The sequence below is a fragment of the Dactylosporangium sp. CA-052675 genome, assembly GCF_050947935.1.
Taxonomy (GTDB): domain Bacteria; phylum Actinomycetota; class Actinomycetes; order Mycobacteriales; family Micromonosporaceae; genus Dactylosporangium.
The window spans coordinates 2,299,564-2,318,753 of sequence record NZ_CP192010.1 but is presented as its reverse complement, the minus strand read 5'-3'; the positions used below and the strand labels follow the sequence as shown (position 1 = coordinate 2,318,753).

At 72.7% G+C, this 19,190-nt stretch carries 19 protein-coding genes and 5 tRNA genes; 7 read left to right on the top strand and 17 right to left on the bottom strand.

Features of this window, described 5'->3' with window-relative positions:
• The first annotated feature begins 530 nt into the window (after nt 1-530).
• The gene (locus tag ACQP1P_RS10405) at nt 531-1,427 is read left to right on the top strand and encodes a glycosyltransferase family 2 protein (protein WP_433085389.1); all 897 of its coding nucleotides are present in this window, start codon (nt 531-533) and stop codon (nt 1,425-1,427) included.
• Between the two features lie 868 nt (nt 1,428-2,295).
• On the opposite strand, the gene ACQP1P_RS10400 is transcribed toward ACQP1P_RS10405, so the two are convergent.
• The 10 genes from ACQP1P_RS10400 to ACQP1P_RS10355 all read right to left on the bottom strand — a co-directional run bounded on the left by ACQP1P_RS10400 (nt 2,296) and on the right by ACQP1P_RS10355 (nt 5,930).
• Nucleotides 2,296-2,381, bottom strand: a tRNA-Ser gene (locus ACQP1P_RS10400).
• 18 nt (nt 2,382-2,399) lie between these two features.
• Nucleotides 2,400-2,484, bottom strand: a tRNA-Ser gene (locus ACQP1P_RS10395).
• Between the two features lie 237 nt (nt 2,485-2,721).
• Nucleotides 2,722-2,794: transfer RNA gene (locus ACQP1P_RS10390), tRNA-Leu, on the bottom strand.
• A gap of 1 nt (nt 2,795) precedes the next feature.
• Nucleotides 2,796-2,868: transfer RNA gene (locus tag ACQP1P_RS10385), tRNA-Ala, on the bottom strand.
• A 301-nt stretch (nt 2,869-3,169) separates the two neighbouring features.
• The gene (locus ACQP1P_RS10380; RefSeq protein ID WP_433085387.1) at nt 3,170-3,613 is read right to left on the bottom strand and encodes an HNH endonuclease; all 444 of its coding nucleotides are present in this window, start codon (nt 3,611-3,613) and stop codon (nt 3,170-3,172) included.
• A 58-nt stretch (nt 3,614-3,671) separates the two neighbouring features.
• Nucleotides 3,672-3,744 (bottom strand) — tRNA-Leu (locus ACQP1P_RS10375).
• Nucleotides 3,745-3,829: 85 nt separating this feature from the next.
• Complete coding sequence (locus ACQP1P_RS10370) at nt 3,830-3,958, bottom strand: hypothetical protein (protein WP_433085385.1); 129 nt, start codon at nt 3,956-3,958, stop codon at nt 3,830-3,832.
• A gap of 73 nt (nt 3,959-4,031) precedes the next feature.
• Complete coding sequence (locus ACQP1P_RS10365; protein ID WP_433085383.1) at nt 4,032-4,652, bottom strand: hypothetical protein; 621 nt, start codon at nt 4,650-4,652, stop codon at nt 4,032-4,034.
• Nucleotides 4,653-4,734: 82 nt separating this feature from the next.
• Nucleotides 4,735-5,145, bottom strand: a complete 411-nt coding sequence (locus tag ACQP1P_RS10360) for a response regulator (RefSeq protein ID WP_433085382.1) — start codon at nt 5,143-5,145, stop codon at nt 4,735-4,737.
• 59 nt (nt 5,146-5,204) lie between these two features.
• Complete coding sequence (locus tag ACQP1P_RS10355) at nt 5,205-5,930, bottom strand: hypothetical protein (protein ID WP_433085380.1); 726 nt, start codon at nt 5,928-5,930, stop codon at nt 5,205-5,207.
• Nucleotides 5,931-6,373: 443 nt separating this feature from the next.
• Here ACQP1P_RS10355 and ACQP1P_RS10350 point away from each other — a divergent pair, with 443 nt between their 5' ends.
• Entirely contained in the window at nt 6,374-7,339 is a 966-nt protein-coding gene (locus ACQP1P_RS10350) for a sodium:calcium antiporter (RefSeq protein ID WP_433085378.1), read from the top strand.
• 92 nt (nt 7,340-7,431) lie between these two features.
• Entirely contained in the window at nt 7,432-7,761 is a 330-nt protein-coding gene (locus tag ACQP1P_RS10345) for an STAS domain-containing protein (protein WP_433085376.1), read from the top strand.
• On the opposite strand, the gene ACQP1P_RS10340 is transcribed toward ACQP1P_RS10345, so the two are convergent.
• From ACQP1P_RS10340 to ACQP1P_RS10325, 4 genes are all read right to left on the bottom strand, one after another.
• Nucleotides 7,758-8,447, bottom strand: coding sequence for a hypothetical protein (locus ACQP1P_RS10340; RefSeq protein ID WP_433085374.1), 690 nt, complete (start codon nt 8,445-8,447; stop codon nt 7,758-7,760). The two genes, ACQP1P_RS10345 and ACQP1P_RS10340, sit on opposite strands and share 4 nt — an antisense overlap.
• A 600-nt stretch (nt 8,448-9,047) precedes the next feature.
• Nucleotides 9,048-9,707, bottom strand: coding sequence for a hypothetical protein (locus tag ACQP1P_RS10335; RefSeq protein ID WP_433085372.1), 660 nt, complete (start codon nt 9,705-9,707; stop codon nt 9,048-9,050).
• A gap of 125 nt (nt 9,708-9,832) precedes the next feature.
• Nucleotides 9,833-11,116 carry a citrate synthase gene (locus ACQP1P_RS10330; protein WP_433085370.1) on the bottom strand — a complete coding sequence of 428 codons (1,284 nt, stop codon included), beginning with the start codon at nt 11,114-11,116 and terminating at the stop codon, nt 9,833-9,835.
• 236 nt (nt 11,117-11,352) lie between these two features.
• Nucleotides 11,353-12,651, bottom strand: a complete 1,299-nt coding sequence (locus ACQP1P_RS10325; RefSeq protein ID WP_433085368.1) for a hypothetical protein — start codon at nt 12,649-12,651, stop codon at nt 11,353-11,355.
• Between the two features lie 76 nt (nt 12,652-12,727).
• On the opposite strand from ACQP1P_RS10325, the gene ACQP1P_RS10320 reads away from it, so the two are divergent.
• From ACQP1P_RS10320 to ACQP1P_RS10310, 3 genes are read left to right on the top strand one after another with little or no spacing between them, the layout of a single operon-like run.
• On the top strand, nt 12,728-13,402 hold the full coding sequence (locus tag ACQP1P_RS10320) for a uracil-DNA glycosylase (RefSeq protein ID WP_433085366.1): 675 nt from the start codon (nt 12,728-12,730) through the stop codon (nt 13,400-13,402).
• A 1-nt stretch (nt 13,403) separates the two neighbouring features.
• Nucleotides 13,404-14,549 (top strand): MacS family sensor histidine kinase, encoded by a 1,146-nt coding sequence (macS, locus tag ACQP1P_RS10315; protein ID WP_433085364.1) that lies wholly within the window; start codon nt 13,404-13,406, stop codon nt 14,547-14,549.
• A 43-nt stretch (nt 14,550-14,592) separates the two neighbouring features.
• Nucleotides 14,593-15,225: a response regulator gene (locus tag ACQP1P_RS10310; RefSeq protein ID WP_433089955.1), complete on the top strand. Its 633-nt coding sequence runs from the start codon at nt 14,593-14,595 to the stop codon at nt 15,223-15,225.
• Between the two features lie 19 nt (nt 15,226-15,244).
• On the opposite strand, the gene ACQP1P_RS10305 is transcribed toward ACQP1P_RS10310, so the two are convergent.
• The 3 genes from ACQP1P_RS10305 to ACQP1P_RS10295 all read right to left on the bottom strand — a co-directional run bounded on the left by ACQP1P_RS10305 (nt 15,245) and on the right by ACQP1P_RS10295 (nt 16,747).
• A complete protein-coding gene (locus ACQP1P_RS10305; RefSeq protein WP_433085362.1) occupies nt 15,245-15,559 on the bottom strand; it encodes a hypothetical protein in 315 nt (104 codons plus the stop codon).
• A gap of 114 nt (nt 15,560-15,673) precedes the next feature.
• Nucleotides 15,674-16,348 carry a hypothetical protein gene (locus ACQP1P_RS10300; protein WP_433085360.1) on the bottom strand — a complete coding sequence of 225 codons (675 nt, stop codon included), beginning with the start codon at nt 16,346-16,348 and terminating at the stop codon, nt 15,674-15,676.
• Between the two features lie 12 nt (nt 16,349-16,360).
• Complete coding sequence (locus ACQP1P_RS10295) at nt 16,361-16,747, bottom strand: hypothetical protein (protein ID WP_433085358.1); 387 nt, start codon at nt 16,745-16,747, stop codon at nt 16,361-16,363.
• A 41-nt stretch (nt 16,748-16,788) separates the two neighbouring features.
• On the opposite strand from ACQP1P_RS10295, the gene ACQP1P_RS10290 reads away from it, so the two are divergent.
• Complete coding sequence (locus ACQP1P_RS10290; protein ID WP_433085356.1) at nt 16,789-19,176, top strand: SCO7613 C-terminal domain-containing membrane protein; 2,388 nt, start codon at nt 16,789-16,791, stop codon at nt 19,174-19,176.
• The last annotated feature ends 14 nt before the right edge of the window (nt 19,177-19,190 follow it).

Genomic DNA, 19,190 nt, shown 5'->3' with positions numbered 1-19,190 from the left:
TCGCGCAATGCCATTGGCCCCGGCTTCGCGTAGGTGGGGCGACTCGGGCGCGGTGCGCTCGCCCGGCTTCGCGTAGGTGGGGCGACTCGGGCGCGGTGCGCTCGCCCGGCTGCGCACGAATGTGCACGACCCCGCGCGGAGCGAACGTCGAATCGCGCGGCCACACAACCCGCGCGGAGCGAACGTCCGGCTACGCGCGAATGTGCACGACCCCGCCGCAGAGCGAACGTCGAATCGCGCGGCCACACAACCCGCGCGGAGCGAACGTCCGGCTACGCGCGAATGTGCACGACCCCGCCGCGGAGCGAACATCGAATCGCGCGGCCACACAACCCGCGCGGAGCGAACGTCCGGCTACGCGCAAATGTGCACGAGCCGCGCGGAGCGAACGTTCGCGTGCGTGCGTAGGCACCGCCAGCGCGGCTCGATCGTTTGGTTGCGCGCGCGTGTGTGCGACTCGCGGGTCGGGGGTGGCCGGTCGCGCGGATGTGAGTGCGCGGTCGTGCAGTTCGGGTCGTTAGGATCGCACGGTGCTCGACATCATGCTGCCGCACTACGGTGAGCTGCCCCTGCTCAAGATCGCCGTGGAGAGTGTCCTCGCGCAGACTGATGAGCGGTGGCGGCTCACCGTGTTCGACGACAATCCCGCCGAGCGGGTGACCGGCGTACCCGAGTACTTCGCGGGGCTGGACGATCCGCGCGTGCGGTACGAGCGGAATCCTCGGAACCTGGGCATCACCCGGAACTTCCAGCAGTGCGTGGACCGGGCCGAGGCGCCGTTCATGGTCATGATGGGGTGCGACGACGTCATGCTGCCGGGGTATGTCGCGCGCGTTCACGCACTGATCGAGCAGTACCCGGACGCGGTGCTCGTGCAGCCGGGCGTGGAGGTCGTCGGAGCCGACGGGGCCGTGGTGCGGACGCTGGCGGACACGACGAAGCGGAAGGTGTACGCGCCGAAGATCGACGGGACCGTGCGCATGGCCGGCGAGGAGCTCGCGGTCAGTCTGCTGCGCGGGAACTGGCTCTATTTCCCGTCGCTGGCCTGGCGCACGAGCGAGGCGCAGGCGGTCGGGTTCGACCTCGAGCTCAAGGTGATCCAGGATCTCAAGCTCATCCTGGCCCTGGTGAGCCGCGGCGGGTCGCTGGTGGCCGACTCCGAGGTGGTCTTCCAGTACCGGCGGCACAACGAGAGCCTGTCCGCCTCCTCGGCCGTGACCGGCGGCCGCTTCAGCGAGGCTCGGGCGTTCTTCCTCTCGGCGGCGAAGGACATGGACGCGCACGGGTGGCCGCGGGCCGGGAAGGCCGCGCGGTGGCACCTGTCCTCGCGCATCCACGCGCTCACGATGCTGCCCGCCGCGGCCAAGCAGCGCAGTGCCGGGAGTGTGCGGGTGCTGACGAGGTACGCGTTCGGCAAGCCGCGCTGACCCCGAGGCACGGCCGCGCGAACGTGCACGACCCCCGTGCGCGAACGTGCACAGCGGCAGCGGGCCGGACACGGCCGCTCCAGTGCGCGAACGTCCACAGCCATCGTGCGCGAACGCGCACAGCGGCAGCACGGCTCGACACCACCACCTCAGTGCGCGAACGTACACAGCCATCGCGCGAACGCGCACAGCGGCAGCAGAGCCGGACACGACCACCTCAGTGCACGAACGTACACAGCCATCGTGCGCGAACGGGCACAGCGGGGACAGAGCCGAGCGTGAAGAGGGTTCCGCGCGGGGCTGAGCGAGATGGCGGGACAGGACCGAGCAGGGGCCCGAGCAAACAGGGGCCACGCAAGCACGGACCAAGCAACCACGGGCCGCGCGAGCACGAGCCGCCCGCGCATGAGCCGCGCGAGCACGAACGCGCGGGCGTGAGCCGCCCGCGCACGAGCCGCCCACGCATGGGCCGCGCGAGCACGAACCGCCCACGCACGAACCGCCCACGCACGAACCGCCCACGCACGAGCCGCCCGAGCATAGGCCGCGCGAGCACGAGCCGCCCGCGCACCGGCCGCGCGAGCACGAACCGCGCGAGCAGAACCGTGCGAGCAGAACCGTGCGAGCAAGGCCGCGTAAGGCGGCGCTCAGGTGCCTCGTCGGGTGTCCGGATCTCCGCGGCTCGTTCGTCGTGTTCTCGAGACGACAAAGCAGTCCGGCTCTCGAAACGACGAAGGAGCTCTCGATGGTGCCGATGTGGCAGGAGATGGCCGTGAATGCCTCCGCGCGCGCCGAGGCCGATGCGAACCTCGGCCGCCTCGCGAAAAGCGCTCTGCGAGCCCTCCAAGGGCTCCGCACAGCGATCCTGCGGGAAGGGTGGGAGTCGAACCCACACGGGCGTGAACCCAACGCCGTTTTCGAGACGGGTGCCGGCACCAATCGGCTGGCCTTCCCAGATGGGGTGAAGCGTCGCGGAAAGTGAGGGGATCGAACCCCCGCGGGGTTGCCCCCGTCGACGGCTTAGCAAGCCGCAGCCTTACCTCTCGGCCAACCTTCCACTGTCGGACCGGCCAGGACCGGAGCGACGAACACATCGGACCGACCAGAGCCGGCGCCGACGCAGACATCGAACCGGACCGAACCGGAGCGACGAAGACGCCGAACCGGCCGAGACCGGAGCGACGAACACATCGGGCCGACCAGAGCCGGCGCCGACGCAGACATCGGACCGCACCGAACCGGAGCGACGAAGACGCCGAGCCAGCCGGGGCCGGAGCGATGATGACGTGCGAAGTACCCGGAAGAGGATTCGAACCTCCAACCTTCTGGACCTGAACCAGACGCCTCTTCCGTTGGGCTATCCGGGCGTGGACCCGACCGGACTCGAACCGGTCGCCTCCGCTTTGCAAGAGCGGCGCTCTTCCTGATGAGCTACGAGCCCTCGTTGGCCGAGATGCGAAACCGCGTGGACCACGCCGCCAACCGCGTGAACCGCGCCTCGAAACAAAAGCGAACAAAGCGGACCTACGAGCCAGACCAACCGGACGTACGAACCAGACCAACGCAGCGGACCGACGGAGCCGACGGCCAGAGCAGACCGACAAAAGCCGACCGACAAGCAGCAGACCGACAGCAAGCAGACCGTCGGAGCGAGCCCACGGCGAGGCGAACCAGCAACCGCGTCCCTGGAGGCCCCGGCGAAGCCGGCGGTAGCGAAGGAGCCGACCCGCCGGGGCCATCGGTCAGCGCTGGACCAGCGCGTGCCACGTCGGGATCGACGGCCTCACGCGCAGCACCATGCCCGCTTCGGCGGGGGTGCGATCGCCCTTGCGCTGGTTGCAGGCCGTGCAGGCCGCAACGGTGTTCTTCCAGGTGTTCCGGCCGCCGCGGGAGCGGGGCTGGATGTGGTCGATGGTCGTCGCCTCGGTGCCGCAGTAGCCGCAGCGGCGGCCGTCGCGGGCGTGGACGCCGGCGCGGGACCACGCCGGGCCGCCGGTGAAGCGCCAGCGGGTGACGACGTAGGACACGAGCCGTACGACCCGCGGGTGCGGGTAGACCCCGATCAACCGGTCCGGCTCCGCCTCGTGGACGACGGCCACCTCACGCAGGAGCATGCGGATGGCGTGGCGGAGTGAGACCCGGTGCAGGGGTCCGAGGTCGGCGTTGAGTACGAGAACCGCGGTCACCGGGCCTCCTCCCTTCATCTGCACTGCGAAACCGACTACCGAACCAAACGATCTTGCGTACCGCGAGCGGGATTCGAACCCGCACCAATCCCCTTTTGAGGGAGATGCCTCTGCCGTTGGGCTATCACGGCGTAATTCACTACCGTCAATATATAATGGCGCAAAAAAACCGCCCGGTAGCAGCTCGGGCGGTTGGTGTGACGCGAGGTCGAGCCTCTAGTCGAACCACCTGCCCGTGCTCGCCGACAAGGCGCTGAGCAGCCATGACCGGCCGTCGGCGGACAGCCGCACGGCGGCGTCGGTCGCGCTGGGCGCTTCCAGTCGCAGCTCGCGGTGCCCGTTCATCGTCCGATCTCCTCTGCTCGTTGTCGCCTTGACGTGTTCAAAGATAGGCTCGCCGCCGCACCGGCGCAAGAGATTAAAGAGCGGCGGTGTAATGCGAGAGGTACAGGTTCATCTCGTCGGTGGACTCGTCGCCCTCGTTGACGCTGAACCACAGCGAGTTCTCCAGCCAGAACCGGTGGATGAACTGCTCGAAGGAGTCGGCGACGTGGACCATGTTGGCGATGAGGGTCTCGCGGTCGACGTCCTCGAGGCCGACGATCTCCAGCAGCCACGGCGAGGCGATCACGAACGGCTCGGCGCCGGGGCGCAGGTAGAGGTACCAGATGACGGCGTCCTGCTGGTCCCGCAGGAACCGCACGAGCTGGGCGGAGGGCTCCACCGGGCTCGGGACCGGGCGCGGGGCCAGATCGAAGTCGCAGCCGGTGCAGGACGGGATGGCGTCCATCAGCACCTGGCTGCTCATGAACCGGGCGAACGGCACCGGCAGCTCGATGTGCTCGGCCAGCGCGGCGACCTCCATGGCCCGCAGCGGATCGCGCGGGGCGCCGGGGACCAGCCAGGAGAAGGTGCCGTCGGAGCGTGAGTCGTCGACCGCCGGCAGGCTCTCGGTGGAGTAGAGCTCGTAGGTTCCGATGCTCGCCCGGGCGGCGCCCAGGTCCGTGCCCCACCAGCCGTGCGGGAAGTCGATCGTCATGGGTCGCACGGTAGTTCGGCGCGTGGGGTTCTTCCGTCGCCTATCGGACCCAGTGTCGTGCCTTTCCTGAGAACCTCGCAGATCAGGCGGTCACCGCGGGCTCGGCGCCGGCCAGCGGTACGAGTCCGAGATAGGTGAGCTTGTCGACGATCGCCTCGGCGGTGAACGGCTTGATCACGTATTCGTGCGCCCCGGCGGCCAGGGCCCGCACGATCTGGCCGTGCTCGCTCTCGGTGGTGACCATCATGAGCGTCATCTGGCGCAGATGCTTCTGCTTGCGTACCGCCATGACGAACTCCAGCCCGTTCATCTCCGGCATGTTCCAGTCGATGAGCGCGAGCGCCGGCTTGAGGTCGTCGTCCCAGATCGCGTCGAGCGCTTCCTTGCCGTTCGTGGCCTCCCGGACCTCGAAGCCGAGGGGCAGCAGGATCCGTTTCAGGATGCCTCTCATCGCGCGCGAGTCGTCGATGACCATGGCGAGCGTGTTGTCCATGCAGGCTCCTCCTCCGGGTGCATGATCGGCACCGGCCGGAGGCACCTGAGTATTACCAGCTAGGGAGCCTTGCTGGTGCGTTTGAGCTGGATTGTGGTGATCTGGTTGGTGAGGCTCATGGCCACGGGACCGCAGTTGACCTGCATCGGCGGGGGGACGCGGGCCTCGAGCTTGCCCTTGTAGTCGACGTGGCCGTTGCGGATGAAGGTCTCGGTGCCGTCGGGGCGCGGCGAGGAGTAGGTGACCGTCCGGCCGTCGAACTTGAACTGGTAGGAGATGAAGCCCTCGAAGATGTACTCGAACTGGGTCGAGCCGTTGCTGCCGCGCAGGTGCATGCCGTCGCCGTAGTCGATCACGACTCGGCCGCTCTCGTTGTACCGGTGGTAGGCCCCGTTCCCCGTGAACGGGAACGTGCCCGTGTTGATCACCGTGACCTGCTCGGTGTGCTGCTCCTCGAGGAACACGCCCCAGATGCACGGCACGGCGGTCGCGCTCGGCGCCGCGCTGCCGGACGGGGAGCCGCTCGGGCCGGGGAGCCCGCCGAGCGCGCCGGTGGGCTCCGGGGTCGGCTCGTCCTCGGTCGCGGCGATGCTCGGGGCCGCGACGGGGTTCTCGCCGCCGGTCAGGCCCTGGTCCGCGGGTGCCCCGCCACTGGCGGTGAGCGCGTAGACGATCACGCCCCCGGCGAGCAGCAGCGCGACGACGCCGAAGATGATGCCGGGGATCAGCAGCGGGTTGCGCGACCGCGGCGGGGCCGGCGGCGGCGGATAGAACGGCATCTGCATCGGCGCCGGAGCCGGAGGCCGACCGTAACCCGGGCCGTAGCCGGCGGGCTGGACCGGCGGCGTGGGAGCAGGACCCGGAACGGGAGCCGCAGCGGGAGGCGGGGTCTGGCCGCGGTGCAGCTTGCAGCCGACGCAGAAGCCGCCGGAGTCGACGCCCTCGGCCCCGCAACGTGGACAACGCACCTGATCACTCCCTCCGCCGGGAACACAATCTACCCTGGCGGTCCAAAGTGGAGGCAGGCCGCGACGCTCCGGAAACATGGTGAGACCGGCATCCACGGGGGAAGACGCCGGTCTCGTTGAAAACTGTAGAACGCGGCGCGCCTTTGCGCCAGCGGTGGAGGCTGTCAATCCGCCGGAACCGGTTTCGGATTTCACCCGGCCCAGCGCGGCGCCGCCGGACCGGTATGGTGTCGTGCCAGGCGCGGTGGTGGAGGAGGCGGATGTCGACCCTGTTCGTGGCCGGGCTCGGCATCGTGGGCCTGGCGCTGCTCACCGTGGGTGCCGACCAGCTCGTCGTCGGCGCGGGCCGGCTCGCGACGGTGCTGCGGGTCGCGCCGGTGGTCATCGGGGTCGTGGTGATCGGGCTGGGCACCAGCGCGCCGGAGTTCGTGGTCTCGGGCACGGCCGCGGTGCGGGGCAACGCGGGGCTGGCGCTGGGCAACCTGGTCGGGTCGAACATCCTCAACGTGACGCTGATCCTGGGCATGGTCGCGGTGGTCTCGCCGGTGCTGGTGCGCTCGTCGGTGCCGGTGCGCGAGGCGCCGCTCATGGCCGCCGGGGTCACCATCTTCGGGGCGTTCGCGCTGGTCGGGTTGAAGTTCGTGGCCGGTGTACTGCTGGCCGTGCTCAGCCTCGGAGCGCTCTGGCTGCTGGTGCGGCTCTCGCGGGTACCGCCGGATGATCCCCTGCCCGATGACGTGGCCGCGTTCGTGGAGCCGCCGCCCGCCCCGGGCCGGTGGTGGGTCGAGGCGACGCGGTGCGCGCTGGGCCTGGCCGCGACCCTGGGCGGCGCGCAGCTGCTGGTCGCCAACGCCTCCACGCTCGCGCACCGCTGGGGCGTCAGCGACGCGGTGGTCGGCTTCACGATCGTGGCCGTCGGCACGTCGCTGCCGGAGCTGATGACGTCGGTGCAGGCGCAGCGGCGGGGCTGGGGCGACCTGATGGTCGGCAACCTGCTCGGCTCGAACCTGTTCAACAGCCTGATCGGCGGGGCGGTCGTCGGGATCGCGGCCGGGCGGCAGACGATCGCGCCGTTCGGGTTCCTGGCGGTGACCGCGATGGTCGTGGCCGGCGTCCTCGCGTGGCTGCTGCTCAAGCGGGGCAACCGCATCACCCGGCCGGAGGCTTGCGTGCTGCTGTGCGCGTACGCGTTGACGCTCCCGCTGTTGATCTCCGCCAGCGCGTGACGTTTCCGGTTCCGCACGCTGGGTACGCGGACTGAATGGGCGATGCGATGGTCCGGACGCACCAGTCCGGCGAAATACCCGGCGGAACGGTCGTGGTGGAGGTGCTCGGCCCGCTCGAGGCGGCCACCGTGGGCGCGCTGCGCTCCGTGGTGCTGGACACCGTGGCGGCGTACCGGCCCCGGCTGCTCGCGATCGACCTGCGCCGGGTGCCGTTCATGGACTCGATCGGCATCGGCGCGCTGGTCGCGGCGAACAACAAGGTACGCGAGGTCGGCGGCAGCATCGAGGTGCGCAGCCCGTCGCCGTTCGTGCACCGGCTCCTGCAGATCACCGGGCTGACCGAGCTGTTCGGCCTGCCCGACCTGCCCGATGACGCCCCCGTGTCGGGCGCGCCCGTCGAGCTCGGACGGGACCCGCGCTAGAAACGGTCGACCGTGATGGTGGACACGCCACCCGCGGCGTCCACGTCGTAGCGGTCCGTGGCGGTGTCCCAGCCGCCGGAGCCGAACGCGGTCCCGGCGGCGATCCCGGTGTGCTCGTCGCCGTCGACGGCGACCCGCCCCGCTCCCCCACCGGCCCTGACCCGCACCGGCACCGAGCCGGGTGCGTGGACGCGCACGGCGCTCGCCCCGCCGTCGACGCGCACCGGGACGGTGCCGGCCGGCGCGGGCAGCGTGAGGTCGATGGCGGAGACGCCGCCGACGTACTCGACGCTCGCCAGGTGGCGCAGGTCCCGCAGGTCGGCCGAGTTGCTCTGGCTGCCGCCGGTGAAGCGGACGTCCCAGCGCACGTCCCGGTTGAGCCGGATCGTGACGGTGGCGTCGCCGCCGGTGAGGTGGACCTCGACGCGGTCACGGGTGTCGGTGACCGCCGGGTGCTGGGCGCTGTCGACGCGGAACAGCGTGTCGCCCAGGTCCGCGGCCTGGACGGTGACCGAGGTGGCGCCGGTGACGAGGTCGAGGGTGGCATGGTCGCGGCCGTCGACCGCGCCGGTGACGGTGCTGGCCGCCTCGCCGGCGCGCTCGCCGGTCAGCCGGGAGCGCACGGCGACCGCGACGGCGGCGATCACGATCAGCGCGACGATGATGAGGCCGCCGATGAGGTACACCGTGCGAGGCGGCGGACCCGAGGGCGCGCTGGAATGCTCAATCGGTCGCGTATCGACGGATGCCATGCCGTTGTGGTGTCCCGGCGGGTCGCGCGACAAACCCCCGGCGCGAAATACCCGAGCGCGGGCTCGGGCGCGAAAACCAAGACCGGGGCCGCCGCCACGGGGGAAGCGGCGGCCCCGGCTGTCCTTGGGTTGCAGGAAATGTACTCCCCCGACCCGGCTCTGCACAGCCCCCAAACCGTGCCGTCTTCCCGACCGTCCAATGTGGATCAGGAACACGCATCCGTTGCGCCACCAGGGGTTTCCGAACCGGAGATCAATAAGGGTTCTTGATCGTTGCCGGACAGCACGCATGGACCGGCGGCGATCATCACGAGGGCAACGGCACGGGGCTGCCTAGAAGCGCTCCCATAAATCGGCCGACGACAATTCGACAGCCGTCGCGGCGAGCGGGGACGGCCCCGACTGAGATCAACTGAGCGTTGCGGCGAGCCGGACGGCCGGGACTGAGATCAACTGGGCGTCCCGCCGAGCCGAGCCGAGCCGGCCGCGGCTCGGCCCGGCCGCGCGTCGCAGCGGGCCGGGACGGCCGGGACCTCAGGTCAGCTGGGCGGCGCGGCGACCGGCCTCGGCCGGGGTGAGCAGCTCCCCGTCGAGGACGACGGCCCAGAAGGCCTCGAGCGGGATGCGCTCGAACAGCGGGGAGCCCAGGCCCTCGAAGACGTCCTCGGGCACCAGCTTCAGCGAGGTGGTCACCACGATCGTGGGGATGCCGCGGGCCAGCTCCAGGGTGCCCTTGATGTTGAGCACGCGGGTGGGGCTGATCGCGTCGGCGCCGGCCAGGCCCGTGACGGGCTCCAGGCCCTCGGTGCCCGGCGCGTCGACGGTGCCGGCGGGCAGCGCGGCGACGACGGCCTTGACGAGGGCGCTGCTCGGGGCCGTACGGACCCAGCCGCCACGCTGCTCGAGGACCCTCGTCGCGATCGCGACCGAGCGGGCGACGTCGTGGTCGAGCTGCTCGCGGATCGCGCGCAGGGCCGGGCCCGGGTCGGCGTCGTTGGCCGCCCGGGCGATGTGCCACATCGAGGCGTACCCCGGCAGGAGCCCGGGCAGCGGCGCCACCATCGCGCGCAGGGTCGCCGGATCGTGCACGAACTCGGCGAGCCCGTCGAGGACCTGCCGGGCCACCCCGGTGGCCCCCGACGTGCGGTCCTGCACTGCCGCGGTCAGTAGCGGCGACAACGTTGGCGCGCTCATGCTGGCTCCGTATGCTCACTCGTCCAAAACGGACATCGACCCCTGACAGACCCATGTATGAGACAGCCGGGGTCGATCTCCGTCAAGTAGACAAACGAGCAAGAACCACTTGGCGCAGCGGGTCTTTACCGTGCGGCAATCGGCGTGTAATCGCGGGCGCCGTACCCGGTGTAGACCTGCCGCGGGCGACCGATCTTGGTCTCCGGGTCGTTGATCATCTCGCGCCACTGCGCGATCCAGCCGGGCAGGCGGCCGAGCGCGAACAGCACCGTGAACATCGTCGTCGGGAAGCCCATGGCCTTGTAGATCAGGCCGGTGTAGAAGTCGACGTTCGGGTACAGCTTGCGCGAGACGAAGAAGTCGTCGGCCAGCGCGATCTCCTCCAGCTGCATGGCCAGGTCGAGCAACGGGTCGGGCGTCGACATCCGGCCGAGGACCTCCTGGGCCGCCTTCTTGACCAGCGCCGCGCGGGGGTCGTAGTTCTTGTAGACCCGGTGGCCGAAGCCCATGAGGCGGACGCCCGCCTCCTTGTTCTTGACCTTGCGCACGAACGACTGGATGTCGCCGCCGTCGGCGTGGATCTCCTGCAGCATCTCCAGCACGGCCTGGTTGGCCCCGCCGTGCAGCGGGCCGAAGAGCGCGTTGACGCCGGCCGAGACCGAGGCGAAGAGGTTGGCCTGGCTGGAGCCGACGAGGCGCACCGTGGAGGTGGAGCAGTTCTGCTCGTGGTCGGCGTGCAGCAGCAGGAGCATGTCGAGGACCTTGACCGCGACCGGGTCGATCTCGTACGGCGTGGACGGGACGCCGAACGTCATGCGCAGGAAGTTCTCGACGTAGCCCAGCGAGTTGTCCGGGTAGAGCATGGGCTGGCCGATGGCCTTCTTGTACGCGTACGACGCGATCGTCGGCACCTTGGCCATGAGCCGGATGGTGGAGATCTCCACCTGCTCCTTGTCGAACGGGTTCAGGCTGTCCTGGTAGAACGTGGACAGCGCGCTGACCGCGGAGGACAGCACCGCCATCGGGTGCGCGTCGCGCGGGAAGCCGTCGAAGAAGCGGCGCATCTCCTCGTGCAGCAGCGTGTGGTGCTGGATGCGGTTGGTGAACTCCTCGAGCTGGGTGGCGCTCGGCAGTTCGCCGTGGATGAGCAGGTAGGAGCTCTCCAGGAAGGTGGAACCCTCGGCCAGCTGCTCGATCGGGTAGCCGCGGTAGCGCAGGATCCCCTCGTCACCGTCGATGTACGTGATCGACGAGACGCACGAGGCCGTGTTCACGAAGCCGGTGTCGAGGGTGACCTGGCCGCTCTCCTTGAGCAGCGACCCGATCTCGAGCCCGCCCGGACCCTCGGTCGCCTTGCGTACCTTGAGCTCGAGCTCGCCGTCGGGGTATGTGATGTTGTACTCACTCATGCGCGTCGTTCCCGTCTCGTCCCGCAGTCCGGCTCCTGGCCGCGGCCGCCATTGCCCGCGACCGGCGCTTATGGCGCCTCCGCGCAGGATTACACGTGAACCCGGCCCACCGTTCGGCGGGGCGCGTCACTGCGATATTTCCTACTCGTGACATCCGGTCGCGCCCGAAAAACCATCGTCGCATCGACCTCGCGGCCGGACCATCTTTCTTCGCCCCGGTTCCTATGGACTTTGCCTCACGGCGCGCTGATCGGCTCGAGCGTCACCGTGTGGATGCGCCGGCCCTCGACCCCCCGCTGCAGCAGCATGTTGCGCATGACACCGACGGCCAGGGGGCTGCCGCTGAGGTACACGTCGTGCGCGGTCCACTCCCCGAAGTCCACCACTACCTGCGGCAACGAGCCGCTCATGTAGGGGTGCGCGGGCCCGCGGGCCACCACCGCGTGCACGAACGCGTGGGCGCAGCGGGCCGCGTGCTCGCGCAGCGACTCGAGGTCGTAGAGGTCGTCGCGGGTCGACACGCCCCAGAAGAGGTGCACGACCCGGTCGTCGCCGCGCTGGGCGAGCTCGCTCAGCAGCGCCTTGACCGGGGTGACGTGCACGTCCTCGGCGACGATGAGGATCGCCCCGCTCGCGCCGGCCTCGATGACGAAGTCGCCCTCGGCCCGGTGCAGGCGGATCGGGTCGCCGACCCCGCCGTCGCGCACGAGCGCGCCGGTGGCCGCGTCGCCGGGCAGCGCCTGCACGTGGATCTCGATGTGGTGGTCGGCCGCGGGCGGGTCGCCGATCCAGCAGGCCCGCCAGGCGCCCGGCACCGTGTGGCACTCGACGATCGCGCGCTGGCCGGCGCGGAACGGGTACGGCAGCTGCGTGCCGACCGTGAGCACGGCGACGTCGTCGCGGCGCCGGTCGTGGCCGATGATCGTGCCGGTCCAGAACGGGGTCTCACCGTCGTGCAGCTGGGCACCCTGGCGCAGCCACCCGACCCCGAACCGCCAGGCGTCGCGCCAGGCGCCGGCGTCCTCGTCGCTCCAGCGCTCGCCGCGGGTCTCGCGCGCGGCCGCCACCAGCGCGTCGCCGAACAGGTCGAGCTGGCGCGGCCGGGCGCCGATGAGCGCGTCGAGCGCGGGCGCGAGCCGGCCGAGGGCGGGCACCACGACGCTGGGCTGGTCGAAGTGCTCCAGCAGCCAGATCAGGCCCCGCTCGGCCGCCGCCGGGTCCTGCGCGAGCGCGGTGTGCAGGACGGTGCGCTGCTCGGCCGGGGTCTCGGCGAGCCGGCGCACGATCCCGCTCACGTCGCCGCGCGCGTCGCGCAGGCGGGCCTGCAGCTGCGGCAGATAGCCCTGATCGCCCTGTTTCGGCCCGTCCAGCGGCCCGTCTTGTGGGAGACTGTCCTTCGGCTCGGGGGATTTGCGCCGTTGAGGCGATTCTTGCTCTTTCGGCTTTTCGTCCCCTTGCTCGAGCCGCTGCCGCCACGACCACAGCACCGTGAGCGGCTCACCGCCGTTGCTGCCCACGGGCCCCACCTGCGTCATGGTCCGATTTTATCCGGATAAATCCGCTTTACGGCCGGTACTAAAAATGTCGCACCCTACTCGTAGAGTGCCGTGCATGTCGTTGGATCTGCTGGAGCTCCTCCCCGCCGGCTGGCGTGACGTGATGAAGCCGTATCTCGACCTCGACGTCGTGCAGCGCCTGCAGACGTTCGTCGAACACGAGTACGCGACCGAGACGGTGTACCCCCCGCAGGAGGACCTGTTCACCGCCTTCCGGCTGTGCTCGCCCGAGCAGGCGCGGGTGGTGATCCTGGGCCAGGACCCGTATTTCAAGCCGGGCCAGGCCCACGGGCTGAGCTTCTCGGTGCGCCCCGGCGTGACCGTGCCGCCGTCGCTGCGCAACGTCTACAAGGAGCTGCGCGACGACCTCGGGGTGACCCCGCCGGCCAACGGCGACCTGACCGGCTGGGCCGCCGACGGCGTGCTGCTGCTCAACACGCTGCTGACCGTGCGGGCCGGCAAGGCGGGCACACACGCCGGGAAGGGCTGGGAGCACTTCACCGACGCCGCGATCCACGCGCTCAACGCGTTCGACCGCCGCGTGGTCTTCGTGCTCTGGGGCGCCCCCGCGCGCAAGAAGGCCGCGCTGGTCACCAACCCGCAGCACGTGGTCGTCGAGGCCGGGCACCCCTCGCCGATGAACCCCGCCGGGTTCCTCGGGTCGCGGCCGTTCAGCAAGATCGACGCGGCCCTGGCCGAGGCCGGGCTGCCGCCGGTCCACTGGGTCTGACATGACCGCCGGCGGGGACGAGCGGCGCCGGCTGCCCGGCCTCGAGGGGCCGCTGTGGCGGGCGCTGCTCGTGTTCCGCATCACCGCGCTCGGCTACGCCGCGGTGCTCATGGTCAACAACTTCCGCGAATACGCCTGGCCGCCGGGCGGGTGGCTGATCCTCGCGGTGATGACCGTGTGGACGGTGGTGGCCGGCCTCGGCTACGCCCGCCGGGAGCGCCGCGGCTGGCCGCTGCTCGTCGCCGACCTGGCGGTCGCCGCGGCCTGCCTGCTCGCCTCCCGCTGGATCGTGCAGCCGGCCGGGCTCGCCGTCGGGGCGCCCACGCTGCCGATGGCCTGGGTCGCGAGCCCGGTCGTGGCCTGGGCCATCGCCGGCGGCCGCCGCCGCGGGGCCGTCGCCGCGATCCTGCTCAGCATCGGCGACGTCGTCGTGCGCAACGGCCTCAGCCAGGCCACCCTCAACGGCCCCGTGCTCATGATCCTGGCCGGCATCGGGGTCGGGCACATCGCGCGGCTGGCCATCGACGCCGAGGCCCGGCTGCAGCGGGCCATCGAGCTCGAGGCGGCCACCCGGGAGCGGGAGCGGCTGGCCCGCGGCATCCACGACTCGGTGCTGCAGGTGCTCGCGCTCGTCCAGCGCCGCGGGGCCGAGCTCGGCGGCGAGGCGGCCGAGCTCGGGCGGCTCGCCGGCGAGCAGGAGTCGGTGCTGCGGTCACTGGTCGCCGCCGCCTCGCCGGCCGCGCCGGTCGCGCCCGCCGGCGCGGCGACCGACCTGCGGCCGCTGCTGGACGCGTTCGCCTCGGCCACCGTGACGGTCGCGGCCCCGGCCACGCCCGTGCTGCTGCCGGCGTCGGTGGCCGGCGAGGTCGCGGCGGCGGTCGGCGCGGCGCTGGACAACGTCGCGCGGCACGCGGGCGACGGCGCCCGGGCCTGGATCCTGCTCGAGGAGCTCGACGACGAGGTCACGGTGTCGGTCCGCGACGACGGGGCCGGCATCCCCGACGGGCGGCTGGCCGAGGCCGAGCGCGACGGGCGGCTCGGGGTCGCCCAGTCGATCCGGGGCCGCATCCGGGAGCTGGGCGGCGCGGTGAGCGTGACGTCGGGGGCCGGAAACGGTACGGAGGTGGAACTCACCGTGCCGCGCTGAGCGTTATGGTGCTTGGGTGGACAGCGGGGCGAATCTGCGCGTGATGGTGGTCGATGACCATCCGATGTGGCGCGAGGGCGTGGCGCGGGACCTCGCCGAGGCCGGGTACGAGGTGGTCGCCGCGGTCGGCGAGGGTGCCCAGGCGGTGCGCATCGCCGGGTCGGTGCGCCCCGACGTCGTGGTGCTCGACCTGCAGCTGCCCGACCGGTCCGGGGTCGAGGTCATCCAGGGCGTGCTGGCGTCCTGCCCGCAGGCGCGGATCCTCATGCTGTCCGCGAGCGGAGAGCAGCAGGACGTGCTCGACGCCGTGAAGGCCGGGGCGACCGGCTACCTCGTCAAGTCCGCGGCCCGGGAGGAGTTCCTGGCGGCCGTGCGGCGCACCGCGCAGGGCGACCCGGTGTTCACGCCGGGGCTGGCGGGCCTGGTGCTCGGGGAGTTCCGGCGGCTGGCCGGCGTGACGCGGGCCGAGGACCCCGACGCGCCGCGGCTCACCGAGCGCGAGACCGAGGTGCTGCGGCTGGTCGCGAAGGGCGTGACGTACAAGGACATCGCCGAGCGGCTGGTGCTGTCGCACCGCACGGTGCAGAACCACGTGCAGAACACGCTGGGCAAGCTGCAGCTGCACAGCCGGGTGGACCTGGTGCGGTACGCCATCGAGCGCGGGCTCGACGCCTAGCCACCTACCACCTGGCCACCTAGCCGCCCTGCTGGACCCGCATGATGTCCAGCAGGTAGTGGCCGAGCACGACGTTGCGGTTCAGGTCCAGCACGATGACCAGGAAGACGTTCGAGCGCTCGCAGTTGACGAGCACGTGCTGGAGGTTGCCCTGGGGCATGTGCCAGGCGTACGTCACCTGGCCCTCGGAGAAGTCATGGCCCCGCAGGTCCGCCGCGGGGATCTCGTCGAAGTAGGGCCAGAAGTCGAACGGGGGCTCGTCGTCGGGCCCGAGCTGGACCGGCTCCGGCTCCATCGTGGCCCGGTACTCGTCCTCGCTCAGCAACCGCATCACGACAGCATGCTCCTTGATCACGCGGGACCCCAAGCGCGGGTACTCAGGCCCGGTTGAGTAGCCGAGCCGATACGGCCTCGCCACCCGCCGCGGCACCCTGAGGGGCATGGCGAGCTACCCGTGCCCGTTCTGCGGCGCGCCGGCCGGGCTGGAGTCCGGGTGCGGCGGCTGCGGCCGGCCGCCCTTTCCCGACGCGGCGGAGGTCGTACGGCTCAATGCGCGCACGCGCGAGCTGTACGCGCAGGTGGAGGCGGCCCGGGCGCGCTTCGGCTCGGCCGTGCTGGCGTACGACGCGGCGGTGTCGCAGCGCAACCTGCTCGCCGCGCGGGTGAAGGCATCCGTGGCCGCCGCCGCACCGCGCCCGGCGGAGAAGACTCCGCCGGCCACCACTCCACCAACCACCACTCCGCCGGCCACCACTCCACCGGCCACCACTCCCCGAGCCATGACTCCTTCGGCCGTCGCCGCCCCGGCGCCCGCCGGCGGGTTCGAGCGGCGGCCCGAGGCGGCGCCGCGAACCGTACAGAACCTGCTGTTCGTGCTCGGCGGCCTGCTCCTGGGCGCGGCCGCCATCGTGTTCACGGCCGTCGCCTGGGCGAGCTTCGGCGTGCTCGGCCGCGCGGCCATCCTCGCGGCCGTCACGCTGGTCACGCTCGCCGTGCCGCCGCTGACCCAGCGCCGCGGCCTGCGCGCGACCGCCGAGACCTTCGCCGCGCTGGGGTTGCTGCTGGTGGTGCTGGACGGGTACGCCGCCTGGTACGTCGACCTCGCCGGCCTGGCCGACGCCACCCGCCCCGCCACCTACGCGGGCATCGTCCTCGCCCTCGCGGCGGTGGTCGGCGGCGGGTACGCGGCCCTGACGGGGCTGCGCGCCCCGGCCCTGGCCGCGGTGCTCGCCGTCCAGCCCGTGCTGCCGCTGCTCGCCCTGCACCGCGGCCTCGGGGCGACCGGCTGGGCGCTGGTGTTCGTGGTCGTCGCGGCGGCGGACGTCGCGCTGGCCGGCCGGCTGGCGCGGCCGACCGCAGCGCTGGCCTGGATCGCGTCGGGCCTGGCGGTGCTGTCGGCCCTGCCGCCGGCGCTGCTCGCGCTGGCCACGGCCGGCGGGGTGCCCGCGGCGCTGCGGATCGCGGGCGTGCTGGCGGCGCTGGCCGCGCTGGTGCTCGCGGCCGGGGCGGCGCATCCGGGCACGACGCAGCTCGGCCGCCGGGGTCGCCGTCGGGATCGCGGCGGTGGGCCTGGCCCGGCTGGTGGCCGAGGTGGTCCCGGGGCAGCGGTACGCGGCGCTGGCCGGGCTCGGGCTGGCCGTCGCGGCCCTCGCGCTCGTCGCGCCGGGCCGGGTCCGGGCCGGGGTCCGGGCCGGGGCGCTCGTGGTGGCCGGCGGGTTCGCGGTGCCGTACGCGGCGTTCGCGCTCCTCGCCGCCGCCCGCACCGCCGTGCGCGCGCTGCCGGCGTGGCACCCGGCCGGCACGGCGGCGGGGCGGCTCTTCGACTGGCAGGAGCCGGCCGCGCTCGTCCTGCTCGCCGGGGCGGTCTGGCTGCTGGTGCGGCATCCGGCCGTACCGTGGACGGCGCTGCTGCTCGTGACCTTCGCGGCGCCGCCGGCGTTCGCGGAGCCGGACCCGGCACTCGCGGCCCTGGCGGACGGGATCGCGCTGGTGATGATGGCTACTGCTTGTGCCACTGCCGGAGTCGCCGCCGCCAAGCCGGCCGAGGGCGCGAAGGTGTGGACCTCCGAGGTGCTCGCGCTGCTGGCCCTGCCCGTCGTGGGGGCGCACCTCGCGGTCGTCGGGCTCGTCTCGCCCGCGGTGACCCTGGCCGCCTACGCCCTGCTCGGCGTGGTGGCCGCCGCGGTCGCCGTCCGCTCCGCCGGGCCCGCGACCGGGTTCCCGGCCGCCGTCCTGGGGCTGCTGGCCCTGCCCGTCGCGGGGGCCGCCGGGTTCCGGCTGGCCTCGCTGGGCACCGCCGCCGTTCCCCCGGCGCTCGCCGGCGCCGCGGCCGGGCTCGCGCTGGTGCTCGCCGCCGCGCTCGCGCTGCGCGACCGGGCCTCGGGCTGGGTCTTGAGCGCGGGTACGGTCGCGACCGCCACGGCCGGGGCCGGGGTCACGATCGCGGCGGCGGTCACGGCGGCCGCCAACCACGGTACGACCTGGTTCGGCACGTTCGGCGCGGCCGCCCTCGCCGGCACCTGGCTGGCCGCGCGCGGGTTCCGCCCGCAGCGGGTGCGGGGGCGTCACGCCGTGGCCGCGGTCGTGCCGGCGCTGCTCGCGACGGTGTCGCTGGTGCCGGCCGTGCTCGAGGCGCTGCTGCGGCCGCTGGGCTGGATCGGGGCGATCTGGCGGGGCGCGCCCGTCGGGGTGGGGCTGGGACCGGACGGTACCGCATGGTGGCGGGACCAGCCGCCCGCCTTCGGGGCCGCGGCCTCGGCCGTCACGCTGGCCGTGCTCGCCGGGCTGGCGGTGCTCGTCGCCGGGCGGTTCGGGATCGCTCGCTGGAGTCTCGCGGCTCCCCCGGCGCTGCTCGCGATCGTGCTCGGCTGCGTCGCGGCCGGGGCGCCCTGGCCGGTCGTGCCCGCGGCCACCCTCGCCACCGGGCTGGCCACCGCGCTCGGGGCGGCGCTGCGCCGGCCCTCGCGCGGCACGGTCGTCGCGGCGATCACCTGCTGGTCCGGGATCGTGCCGGGGCTGTCGGGGCTGCTGGCCGCGGCCTGGTCCACCCTCGCCGGGCTCGGGCTCCTCGTGGCGGCCGCGGTCGTGGCGGGTGTCGCGGGGCGAAGCGCCGTCGCGCGGGGCACGGGCTGGACCGTCGCCGGGATCGCCGGCGCGTGGCTGGCGTTCGCGGCCGGGCGGGCCGCAGGGTTGCCGTTGACCACCACCGCGTACCTGGTGCTGGCGGCCGCGGGGCTCGCGCTCGGCGGGGGCTTCCTGCTGCGCGGGCGCGGGGCCGAGGGGCGGCTGCTCGACGGCGTCGCGCACGCCGCGGCCGTGGTCGCGTTCCTGCTCTCGACCGGGTACATCGGGACGGGGGACATCGGGACGGGGGACATCGCCGCGGCCGGTGGGGTCGCGGGGCTGTGGGGGGTGGCGCTCGGGCTGCGGGCGCTCGGCGGTCCGGCCCGGACCGCGTACGCCGCGGGGGCCGTCGCCGCCGAGCTGGTCGCCTACGAGCTGGTGCTCGTCGCGCGGGAGGTGCCGGTCGCCGAGGCGTACACCGCGCCGGTCGCGCTGGCCGCGCTCGTCGCCGGGTGGTTCGCGGCGCGGCGCAACCCGGCGCTGACCAGCTGGACGGCGTTCGGGCCGGCGCTGCTGGCCGGGCTGCTGCCCAGCCTGGCGCTCGTGCTGGCCACGCCGGGGGCGCCGGGGCGGCGGCTGGTGCTCGGGGCCGCGGCCGTGGCGGTGGTGCTCGCCGGGGCCCGGCTGCGGCTCAAGGCGCCGATCGCCGCCGGCGGGGCGGTGCTGGCCGTGCTGGCCTGGCACGAGGTGCTGCTGTTCTGGGACCACCTGCCGCGGTGGGCTCCGCTGGCGGCGGCGGGAGCGCTGCTGGTGGGGTTCGCCGTGACGTACGAGCGGCGGATCCGCGACCTGACCCGCCTCCGCGACGCGATGGGCCGGATGCGCTGAGCGCACCCGGCCCG